This window comes from Peribacillus sp. SIMBA_075, assembly GCF_046534585.1.
Genome location: NZ_JAWRYN010001172.1, coordinates 1 through 251, shown reverse-complemented (window position 1 = coordinate 251; position 251 = coordinate 1). Strand labels below are relative to the sequence as shown.

Here is a 251-nt window from a genome sequence, read left to right as displayed (position 1 = left end):
ATTAAGGGATGAAAAAGTCATCCGAAATCCTAGAGTTACTTTAAGGGAAAGAAGATTTTATGGGGATTAGTACTATTAGTTAAAAGCATATTTTTTCATAGCGGGGACAAACATAGCGAACATAACCTGTACAGATACATATACTATCAGTGCAAAAGCTTATAAATTAATGGAAGGGGTTTTCTCGTGAGTTTATTTCATTGTGATTTTTTGAAAGACTTAATTGGATCTTACGTGAGAGTAAATAGGGG

Annotated in this window: 1 pseudogene; it reads left to right on the top strand. The window is 33.1% G+C overall.

The annotated features are described in order from the left end of the window. Positions 1-186: 186 nt before the first annotated feature. Positions 187-251: pseudogene (locus SB775_RS32010) on the top strand (spore coat protein); the annotation flags it as partial.